The 9,445-nt window shown below is 72.3% G+C and carries 10 protein-coding genes, 1 tRNA gene and 1 pseudogene; 4 read left to right on the top strand and 8 right to left on the bottom strand.

Annotation, left to right across the window (positions count from 1 at the left end; genetic code table 11):
• The first annotated feature begins 385 nt into the window (after positions 1–385).
• The 3 genes and pseudogenes from F8271_RS27585 (at position 386) to F8271_RS27575 (ending at position 1,688) form a co-directional block, all read left to right on the top strand.
• Positions 386–457: transfer RNA gene (locus tag F8271_RS27585), tRNA-Lys, on the top strand.
• 79 nt (positions 458–536) lie between these two features.
• Positions 537–787: pseudogene (locus F8271_RS27580) on the top strand (ABC transporter ATP-binding protein); the annotation flags it as partial.
• A 268-nt stretch (positions 788–1,055) separates the two neighbouring features.
• Positions 1,056–1,688: a hypothetical protein gene (locus F8271_RS27575; protein ID WP_225854802.1), complete on the top strand. Its 633-nt coding sequence runs from the start codon at positions 1,056–1,058 to the stop codon at positions 1,686–1,688.
• Here F8271_RS27575 and F8271_RS27570 read toward each other — a convergent pair.
• From F8271_RS27570 to F8271_RS27535, 8 genes are all read right to left on the bottom strand, one after another.
• A complete protein-coding gene (locus F8271_RS27570) occupies positions 1,682–2,866 on the bottom strand; it encodes a hypothetical protein (protein WP_151492770.1) in 1,185 nt (394 codons plus the stop codon). The genes F8271_RS27575 and F8271_RS27570 overlap by 7 nt on opposite strands.
• A gap of 87 nt (positions 2,867–2,953) precedes the next feature.
• Entirely contained in the window at positions 2,954–3,541 is a 588-nt protein-coding gene (locus F8271_RS27565; protein WP_225854803.1) for a ZIP family metal transporter, read from the bottom strand.
• The gene (gene eis, locus F8271_RS27560; RefSeq protein ID WP_225854801.1) at positions 3,429–4,706 is read right to left on the bottom strand and encodes an enhanced intracellular survival protein Eis; all 1,278 of its coding nucleotides are present in this window, start codon (positions 4,704–4,706) and stop codon (positions 3,429–3,431) included. The genes F8271_RS27565 and eis overlap by 113 nt, the downstream gene beginning before the upstream one ends.
• Before the next feature lie 49 nt (positions 4,707–4,755).
• On the bottom strand, positions 4,756–5,448 hold the full coding sequence (locus F8271_RS27555) for a hypothetical protein (protein ID WP_151492767.1): 693 nt from the start codon (positions 5,446–5,448) through the stop codon (positions 4,756–4,758).
• The gene (locus tag F8271_RS27550; RefSeq protein WP_151492766.1) at positions 5,445–6,287 is read right to left on the bottom strand and encodes an ATP-binding cassette domain-containing protein; all 843 of its coding nucleotides are present in this window, start codon (positions 6,285–6,287) and stop codon (positions 5,445–5,447) included. Before F8271_RS27550 ends, F8271_RS27555 begins: the two co-directional genes overlap by 4 nt.
• Positions 6,284–6,622 (bottom strand): PadR family transcriptional regulator, encoded by a 339-nt coding sequence (locus F8271_RS27545; RefSeq protein WP_151492765.1) that lies wholly within the window; start codon positions 6,620–6,622, stop codon positions 6,284–6,286. The genes F8271_RS27550 and F8271_RS27545 overlap by 4 nt, the downstream gene beginning before the upstream one ends.
• A 92-nt stretch (positions 6,623–6,714) precedes the next feature.
• Positions 6,715–7,434 carry a PP2C family serine/threonine-protein phosphatase gene (locus tag F8271_RS27540; RefSeq protein ID WP_151492764.1) on the bottom strand — a complete coding sequence of 240 codons (720 nt, stop codon included), beginning with the start codon at positions 7,432–7,434 and terminating at the stop codon, positions 6,715–6,717.
• A gap of 110 nt (positions 7,435–7,544) precedes the next feature.
• Positions 7,545–8,105: a helix-turn-helix domain-containing protein gene (locus F8271_RS27535; RefSeq protein ID WP_225854800.1), complete on the bottom strand. Its 561-nt coding sequence runs from the start codon at positions 8,103–8,105 to the stop codon at positions 7,545–7,547.
• 57 nt (positions 8,106–8,162) lie between these two features.
• Between F8271_RS27535 and F8271_RS27530 the strand changes: the two genes are divergently transcribed.
• Positions 8,163–9,431 carry a benzoate/H(+) symporter BenE family transporter gene (locus tag F8271_RS27530; RefSeq protein WP_225854799.1) on the top strand — a complete coding sequence of 423 codons (1,269 nt, stop codon included), beginning with the start codon at positions 8,163–8,165 and terminating at the stop codon, positions 9,429–9,431.
• Positions 9,432–9,445: the final 14 nt, after the last annotated feature.

The following is a 9,445-nucleotide window of genomic DNA, read 5'->3' as shown; positions in this document are numbered from 1 at the left end:
GTCGTGCAGCGTCAAGAACTCCATGATCACCTTGAGGGCTTCACCCGCTTCATCCGCCTCCACAGAGGCCACTCACCCCACGAAATCCCTGTTCAGCGCCCCGCGCCGCGAGAACGCAACAGCCCTGTGGCGTCGCGGTAGTTATCACCGCGACGCCCTCTCTCCACAGCCTGTGGAGAACCCTGTGGAACGTATGTTCGACCGACGTGGCGCGACACCGGATGGACAGGGGTTGGCATACAGCTTCACCTCCGGACGCGAAGGTCGCCTCAAGCGTCCACCTGCACGTGGGCGCCCACCAGTCACAACGGGCAATACCAGCACGACGGACGGGCAGGCGATCCGGTAGCCTCAAAACGCGCGTGCGCCTAACAAGGCGCACTCGGGGCTGCTAGCTCAATGGCAGAGCTGCGGACTTTTAATCCGTAGGTTCAGGGTTCGAGTCCCTGGCGGCCCACTCTGAGCAGGCAATATAGACGGACGTTGAATTATGTTCGCCTATATGTTCAGACCAGGGCGACCAGGGTTGCGGCCTCGCCACCCGCAGCTTCCTGCACGACGCTGACGTGCTCATCATGGATGTTCCCTCGTCCGCCCTCGACCCTCGCGCCGAGGACGCCCTTCCAAGGCCATCCGCGACCGGCGGGGACGCGGCATCACCATCCTGATCACCCACCGACTGGCCAATGTCCGCCACGCCGACCCCCGCATGTACATCCCGCACCACGGCCGCCTCATCGAAGCCGGCACCCACGACCAGCTCATGGCTATCGGCGGCCGGCCGGCAGCATGCTCACCGAGCTGCGCGACATGCACCGCGCGGACGCTGTTGGCTGGGCTCGGCGGGACGACCGCAGTGTGGAGTGCGGGGGCGAGGGTGAGCAGTCGGGCGGTGAGCAACGGACCGTGGAGCAGGACGGCAAGGGCGGCGACGGCAGCGATCTCGGCTCCGGGGCGGACGGCCGCGACGGCCTGGGCACCAGACTCGCGGTCCGTGCCGCCTGTTCCGGTGCTCGTGTTCGCTGGGGCTGGTCGGCTACGGTCACAAGGCCGAGGTGGAGGCGCTGCTCGACGGGCTGGAGGGGGAGCATCCCGCGGTGCGGGTGGTGCGGCTGCGGCCGGGGCTGATCTTCCAGCGGGCCGCCGGTGTGGAGATCACCCGCTATTTTCTGGGTCCTCTCGCGCCGGTACGGCTGCTGCGCTTCGGCCGGATTCCGCTGGTGCCGACGAACCGCCGGCTGCGGATGCAGGCGGTGCACGCCGACGATGTGGCTGACGCGTACGCCAGGGCGGTTTTGGGTGATGCGCGCGGTGCCTTCAATCTCGCCGCGGACCCGGTGCTGACCCCGGAGCTGGTGGCCCGGCAATTCCACGGTTGGACGGTGCCGGTCGCGGCGCCGGTGCTGCGGGTCGCGGCGGCCCTGACCTGGCGGGCGCGGCTGCAACCGGTCGACGCGGGCTGGGTGGAGCTGGGCCTGAACGCGCCGCTGATGTCCAGTGAGCGGGCGGAGAGCGAGCTGGGTTGGGTGCCCCGGATCGACGCGCTCACCGCGCTCAAGGAACTCATCGTCGGCATGGCCGGCGGCGACCACACCGCGAGCCCGCCCTTGTCCGGCGCGCCCACCCTGCCGGGTCGCCCGGAGGGCCTCCTCGAAGCACGCCCCCCGGGCCAGGGAAATCCCTACTGAGGCTTGGTGCCGATGACTGTGGGGTTCTGGGCGCCCAGGAAGAAGATGCCGGGGTAGCCGCGGGTCTCGAACTTTCCGCTCGGGTTGCGGCGCAGGGTCGAGTTCTCGATCCGCATCGTGCCGGTGCGGTTGTTGCTCACGAAGAAGATCGCGCCGCCACCCTCGTTGGCCTTGTTGTTCTCGATGACGGTGCCGGCGATCCGTACGGTGAACTCGTTGCCGTCGCAGTAGATCGCGCCGCCGCTGCCGCCGCCGGGCGTGCCCGACTTGGCCGGGTTGGCGCCGCTGCCGATCGCCTCGTTGTTCTTCAGCACGCTGTTCAGTACCACCCACGACACGCCGATGCTGCTCAGCGCCCCGCCGTTGGAGCAAGAGCCGCCGTCGAAGGTGCTGCTGACCACGTACACCGGCTTGTTGTCGTACTGGCTGAGCACCCGGACGGCCGCGCCGCCCAGGTCGGGGCCGGTGCGGTCGCAGCGGTTGCGGACGAAGCGCGAGTTGACCACCTTCAACCGCCCGCCGCGTACGAAGATCGCGCCACCGCCGCCACCCTCGGCCTTGTCGCCGGTGGAGTTGCCGTCGGCGAAGGTCAGGTTCTGCACGGTGAGCTGCGGGTGGTCCTGGTTCTGGCAGTGCGAGGTGGTCCAGCCCTGGGCCTCGTCGCAGGTGTTCATGTAGAGGATGCGGCGCTGCCCCTGACCGCTGAGCGTGACCGTGCCGCCGCCGTCGAGGACGACCTTCGGCCCGTTGGCGTTGCGGACCTTCGCGGTGGCCGCCATCGTGATCGTCACCGGTGCCGGTCCACAGTTGAACGTGATGATGCCGCCGGCCGCGACGGCCTTCACGACCGCCGCGGAGGTGCAGCTCGCCGGCGTGCCGGTGCCGACGGTCCGGGTCGGCTTCGAGGTGTCCACCGCGCGTGCCTCGGCGGGCACGGTGGCCTTGCCGTTCGGATTGCCGGCCGCGAGCGCCTTCGCGGCGAGCTTCGGGCTCGCGCTGGCCCCGGGGCCGCCGAGGCCGTCGCGGCCCGCCGGTACGACGCCCTGGTCGCCGGTCGCCAGGGCCTGCGGCGAGGCGGGCGAGCCGGCCTCGAAGGCGGGCGCCGGATCGTCGGACGCGCAGGCGGGCAGGGTCGCGGTAGCGACACCGAGGACGAGCAGAGCGGCAAGCGACGTCATGCGCACCCCGTGATGCTAGGAGCCGTGACGGCGTCGCGACGAATCCGCCGTGCCGGTTTAATGCCTCGCTAAGGCTGGTCGGGTCACTCAGGCGTGGGAGAGTGCGAAGGCGGTCAGGAAACCGGCGACCGTGATGAGACCGACCAGCAGGTGGGCGTCCTCGAACGCCTCTGGGACCATGGTGTCGGTGATCATGGCGAGGATCGCCCCGGCGGCCAACGCCGTGATGCTGGCCAGCACCTCCGGCGGTGCGCCACCCAGCAGGGTGTTGCCGACCAGCGCCGCGACGCCGCTGATCAGCGCGATCCCCGTCCAGAGCAGGAACACGTACCGTCGGGTCCGGCCGGCCTGGCGCATGCCGGCCGCGCTGGACAGCCCCTCCGGGATGTTGCTGAGGAACACCGCCACCACCGTGACCAGGCTGACCGCGCCGCCGCTGAGCAGGCTGGCGCCGATCACCACCGATTCCGGTACGCCGTCGAGCAGCGCACCCACCGCGATCGCCGTGCCGGAGCCGGGCTTCTCACCCTCGGAGGGCTGGCGGGCGCCGGAGCGTTTCCGGTTACGGGCGCCGCGCCGGGCCAGAGCCACGTTGGCGAGGGTGTACGCGCTCGCGCCGCCGGCCGCACCGAGCACGGTGGGCAGCATCCCGCCCTGGTCGTGCGCGACCTCGATCAGCTCGTACGGCACCGCGGAGAGCAGCACCCCCGCGCCGAACGCCATGACCGACGCGATGAGCGTCTGCGGCACGCGCGCGAACCAGCCGACCGCCGCCCCGACCAACAGGGCCGACCCGGCCAGCAATCCCCATCCGCCCGCCTGCAACCACTCCGGCATTCCGGGGACCGTACCCGGTGGGGCACGGGCGGCAAACCGTGCTCAGAAGTCGGCGAACAGGTACGGCACTTCGCGCGGGAAGATGCTGCGCAGTTCGGCGGCCGCGTCCGGCGTCCAGCGACAGCAGCCGGGCCATCGGGGCGGACGAGCCGGGCCGGCCCGCCCGCGCCTCGACGCGCACGTCCAGGTCGGTGAGCCACAGCTCGGGCAGCTCGTCGGGCGGGACCTGGAGGCTGACCCGCTCGACCTGGTCGACGTGCCGGGCGAGGAACTGCAACAGCAACGTCCGGGCGAGCGGATCGGTGGCGAGCAGTTCGTTGCCGAGCAGGGTGCCGCCGTAGTCGTCGATCCGGTACGTGATCGCGCCGGTGACCGCGCCATCCACCCGGGCGGTGAGCAGCCAGTGTTCGTCCCGGTCGCGCAACCCGACCGCCCGGTAGTCGGGGAAGACCGAGAAGCCGTGCCGTTGCTCGAGGCAGCGCTCGGTGAACGCGCGCCACGTCGGGTAGCCGGCGGCGATCCGCTCCCAGCCCACCTCGCCGGGCAGCTCGGCGCGCAGCAGCGACCCCAGATCCGCCGGGGTGAAGGTGACCGTGCGCGGCTTGGGCAGCCCGACGTAGCCGAACCGGGCGTAGAAGCTGGGCCGGAACGGATAGAGGGCGCTGAGCGGACGCCCCTCGTCGCGCATCTCGTCGAGCAGCCGGTGCAGCAGCGTCCGGACATGCCCCTGCCGGCGGGCCAGCGGATGGGTGGCCACCCCGGCGACGCCGGCCATCGGCAGCACCACCCCGCGGAGGTTCTGCCGCATTCCAATGGCCGACACGACGGCCAGCGTGGCCCCGTCCTCCTCGATGGCGAGCGTCGTGTTGCCCTGGTGGTAGGGCAGGTAGTCGCGGAACTGCTCGATCCGGGCGGCACCGAGCGGCGACGACTCGAACGCGTACGCGGCCAGCGGGAAACCGGTGGTGAGACGGTCGTCGGCGGTCACCCGGCGGATGGTCATCCGCCCATCTCAACCCGCCGCGCAGGTCCCAGCAACCGAATTGACCGGATCAGCCGACGGGCAGGTGGCGCAGGTGCCGGCGGCGGCGCAGCCGGACACTCGCCACGGCGGCCACGCTGAGCACCAGCAGGGCGGTGACGGCGAACCCGTGCAGCACGCCCCGGGTGAGGTAACCCTCGTCGGTGTGATCCACCGACCAGGTGGCGATCTCCCGGCTCGACCAGAACGGCGTCAGCTTCGCGCCCGACCCGGCCGGGTCGATCAGCATCTGCACGGTCACCACGGTCAGCAGCAGCAGCGTTCCCTCCAACTCGCGGGGCAGCAGCGTGCCGATCAGCATCCCGAAGGGCGCCGCCACACCGACCGAGCAGAGCATCGCCGCGGCCAGGCCGCCGTACCGCAGGTCCGCGCCGTCGACCAGGGGAAGCAGGAAGAAGGGTACGGAGATGACGAGCCCCACCGCCCACAGGCCGAGCATCCGACCCAGGTAGAGGTGGTGTGGGCGGTAGCCGGCGAACCGCAACCTCGGCTCCAGCTCCCGGGCCGCCGTGGTGGCGAAGAGCGCGGCGGTGCTCACCGCCCAGCCCACGCCGAGCAGCAGCGACCGTACCGACTGCCCGAGGTAGGCGTCCCGCCGGATCAGGTAGAAGGTCAACGGCATCAACAACAACAGCAGGAGTACGCCCCGACGACGCAACAACTCCCGCAGGGTCATCTCGGCGACGGTGACGAGCCGGTTCACGGACGGCCTCCTCGGACGCCGGGCGCGATCCGCCCGGACGGTTGTGCTGGGGTCAGGTCGAGCACGGTGTCCACCCGGTCGAGCTGGTTGAGCAGGTGGGTCACCACGACGATCGCCGCGCCCTCGTCGCGCAGTCGGCTGAGCTGGTCCCAGAAGTTGACGTAGGTGCCCTGGTCGAAGCCCTGGTACGGCTCGTCGAGCAGCAGTACGTCCGGCTCACTGAGCGTGGACATGGTCAGGTTGAGTTTCTGGCGCGTACCGCCGGAGAGGTGCCGGGCCTGCACGTTTCCGCCCGCCTCCCAGCCGAGCTGTCGGGCGGCCGCCCGTCCGGCGCGGCGGGCCGGCCCCCGGGCCACGCCCTGACCGGCGCCGACCAGCACGAAGTGCTCGTCGGCGAGCAGGAAGTCGGCGGTGCCGCCGGACTGTGGGCAGTAGCCGAGTCGCCCGGAGACGGTCACCTCACCGGCGTCGGGTGAGATCAGCCCGGCGCAGATCCGCAGGAAGGTGCTCTTGCCGCAGCCGTTGGCGCCGACCACGGCGGCGATCTGTCCGGCCCGGACGGTCAGCGTCGCGTCGCGCAGCACCGTCTTTCGGCCGTACCGCTTGGTGATGCCGCGGGCGTGCAGCCGGACCGGTCCGGGGCGTGGCCCGGGTGCCGTGCCGATGCTCTCCACGATCGCGCCCGCGTACTGCTGGGGTGGGCCGAAGACGACCCACGGGTCGCCGCCGGAGTCGCGCAGGTGTGTGGCGGCCTCGGCGACCACGTGCCGGGCGGCGTCCACCGCGACCCGGCGGTGGTGCAGCTCGGCCGCGAACGTGCGTAGCCAGTCGTCGTTCACCCGGCAACCCCCTTCGTGACGATGTCGCTCACCGGCCTGACGAACGTGAGCCAGGCGTTGCCTCCGTCGCGCAGCGCGGCCTGCCCGCCCTCGGTCAGCCGGTAGTACTTGCGGGCCGGCCCGGCGGTGCCCTCCCGCCACTGCGCGGTCACCAGACCGGTCTTCTGCAGGCGCAGCAGCACGGGATAGAGCGTGCCGCCCTGGATCGGCCCGACGCCCGCCGCGTCGAGTGCCTGGGCGAGCTGGTAGCCGTAGGACTCGCGTTCGGCCAGCAGGGCCAGGACGCAGATGTCGAGCACCCCCCGCAGCCACTGCCCGCGTCGGTCGGAATCCACCCGCCGGACACTAGCTGCGCAACCTAGATGGCACAACTACCTACTGAGGTCGCCGACCGCCCGCTCCGGCCTGTGTCACGAGAAGGTGGAGGTCAGCGGGCCGTGACGTCGGAGACGACGACGGTGACGTTGTCCGGTGCGCCGGCGTGGTGGGCGAGCTTCACCAACTGCTCGCCGCACTGCTGGCGGTCGGCGTACATGCCCAGCGCCGCGGCGATGGCGTCGTCCTCGACGTAGTCGGAGAGCCCGTCGCTGCACAGCAGCAGCCGGTCGCCGGGGACGACGGTGAGCACACCGACGGCCGGTGGGGTGTCAGCACCCTGCACGGCCCGGGTCACGAGGGAGCGCTGCGGGTGGTGCCGGGCCTGCTCGGGGGAGAGCGTGCCCTGGTCGACCAGCGCCTGCACGAACGTGTCGTCCCGGGTGAGCTGGGTCAACTCCCCGTCCCGCAGCAGGTAGCAGCGGGAGTCACCGACCTGCGCCAGCACCAGCGTCTCCCCGGCGAGCAGCGCCGCCGTCAGTGTCGTACCCATCCCCTCGCGGGTCGGGTCGACGGTGATGGCGGCGTGGATTCGCTGGTTGGCGGTGCTGACGACGGCGCGTAGGGCGTCGGCGGCCCCGTCGGGGTCGGTCGGCGGGGCCAGCTCGTCCAGGATCCGGATCACGATCTCGCTCGCCACCTCGCCCGCGGGCAGCCCGCCCATGCCGTCGGCGACCGCGATCAGGCGGTCACCGGCGAGGGCGGAGTCCTCGTTGTTGGTGCGCACCAAGCCGATGTCGTTGAGGATGACCGAGCGGAGGATCAGCGTCATGGGGTCAAGCTTGCCAAGAACACCCCGCCTTCGTCTCTCCGCCTCCTACGTCGGGTCGAGAAATGATTGCGATATCCGCCCGGAGGGGCGGTGCGCCGGCTCGGTCGGGCTCAGCGGCGGGGGTAGCGCAGCAGCAGGCTGGCGGCGACCTCCTCGTCGCCCGCCGCCGCGTAGGTGTGCGGCACGTCGGAGACCCAGCGCAGGTGACCGCCGGCCGGGGCGGTCAGCGGCGCGTCCGCCGGGCCGGCGCGCAGCACGCCGGCGAAGACGGTGATGTGTTCGGTGACTCCCGGTTGGTGGGCGGGAGAGAGTTGCGTGACGCCGGGCGCGACCCGCATCCGGTACAGCTCGTAGGTCGCGTCGGTGTCGGAGAACACCTCCAGCAGGGTGGCGGTGACCGCGGTGCCGTGCACGATCGGCTCGGCCGCCGGTTCCGCCAGCAGGGCGGTGAACGGTACGCCGAGTTGCGCGGTGACCGCCCAGAGCGTCTCCAGGGTCGGGTTGCGGGTGCCGTTCTCCAGGCCGGAGAGGGTGGCCTTACCGACGCCGGCGAGCCGGGCCAGTGTGGACAGCGAGATCCCCCGCTCCTCGCGCAGGGCTCGGACCCGGCGCCCGACGACGGCGGGGTCCACGTCGAGGCCCGGGCGGCGGGCTGGTGGTGGGTGCGGCACCCGGCTATCGTGCTACACGCAGTCGTTCCGTAAACGGAACAGTCGGGAGGGGTGGGGATGGCCGGGCGCACACAACCGGTACTGGCCGGTGTGGTGACCGCGCTGGTGGGCTTCGCCAGTTCGTTCACCGTCGTGCTGGCCGGGCTCCGGGCGGCCGGCGCGTCGGACGCGCAGGCGGCCTCCGGCCTGCTCGCCCTCTGCGTGGCGTGCGGGCTCGCCGCCGCCTGGCTGGGCTGGCGACACCGGATACCGATGAGCGTGGCCTGGTCCACGCCGGGCGCGGCGCTGCTGGTGGCGACCGGGTCACCGCCGGGCGGATGGCCGGTCGCGGTGGGTGCGTTCCTCGTCTCCGGCCTGCTGATCGTCGCGGCCGGGCTCTTCCCACCGCTCGGCCGGGCGGTGGCCGCCATTCCCAAGCCGGTCGCCGGCGCGATGCTCGCCGGGGTGCTGTTACCGCTGTGCACCGCCCCGGTCCGCGCGCTCGTCGAGCTGCCCACGGTGGCCGGACCGGTGGTGGCCGGCTGGCTGCTGCTGCACCGCTTCGCCCGCCGCTGGGCGGTGCCCGGCGCGCTGCTCGTGGCGGTGGCGGCGATCGCGCTGACCTCGCCGCCGACCGGTCTGAGCGGCGCCGCGCTGATCCCGTCGATCACGCTGACCGCGCCGGCCTGGAACGCGTCCGCGCTGATCGGGCTCGCCCTGCCGCTGTTCCTGGTCACCATGGCCGCGCAGAACGTGCCCGGCATGGCCGTGCTGGTCGGCTACGGCTACCGGCCGCCGTTCGGTGCCGCGCTGCGGGCCACCGGCCTGGCCAGCCTGCTCGCCGCCCCGGCCGGCGGGCACGCGGTGAACCTCGCGGCGATCACCGCCGCGCTGGCCGCCGGCCCGGACGCCCACCCGGACCCGGACCGCCGGTGGGCCGCCTCGGTCACCGCCGGCGTCGGACTGGCCCTGCTCGGGCTGGGCGCCGGCGTGGCCACCGCGCTGGTCGCGGTCGCCCCACCCATCCTTATCGAGGCGGTCGCCGGACTGGCCCTGCTCGGCGCCCTCGCCACCGCGCTCGCATCGGCGGTCACCGACCCGGCGACCCGGGAGGCCGCCGTGGTCACCTTCGTGGTGACCGCCTCCGGCGTGACGCTGATCGGCGTGGGCGGCGCGTTCTGGGGCCTGGTCGCCGGGTGCCTGATGCTGCTGCTCTTCCGCCGCCGCTCAGCCGCGACGCCGGACCGGTCCGTCCCGGTCGTCGAGCCGTCCGTGGCCGACTCCGACCCGGTCGCCGACCGGGCTGCGGAGGGCGACAGCGATGGCGTCGGCGCACGCGTCGGGTGAGGCGGAGGGGCGGT

Origin of the sequence: Micromonospora sp. ALFpr18c (genome assembly GCF_008868155.1) — a bacterium.
In the GTDB taxonomy this organism is placed as follows: Bacteria; Actinomycetota; Actinomycetes; order Mycobacteriales; family Micromonosporaceae; genus Micromonospora.
Note: the sequence above shows the minus strand (reverse complement) of the source record. Positions and strands in the feature narration are given on the sequence as shown.

Bases quoted from the DNA above. Each gene is read 5' to 3' on its own strand.
- F8271_RS27570 (WP_151492770.1), bottom strand. From the start codon at position 2,866: ATGACGTCGCTTGCCGCTCTGCTCGTCCTCGGTGTCGCTACCGCGACC.
- eis (WP_225854801.1), bottom strand. From the start codon at position 4,706: ATGACCATCCGCCGGGTGACCGCCGACGACCGTCTCACCACCGGTTTC.
- F8271_RS27540 (WP_151492764.1), bottom strand. From the start codon at position 7,434: ATGACGCTGATCCTCCGCTCGGTCATCCTCAACGACATCGGCTTGGTG.
- F8271_RS27530 (WP_225854799.1), top strand. From the start codon at position 8,163: ATGGCCGGGCGCACACAACCGGTACTGGCCGGTGTGGTGACCGCGCTG.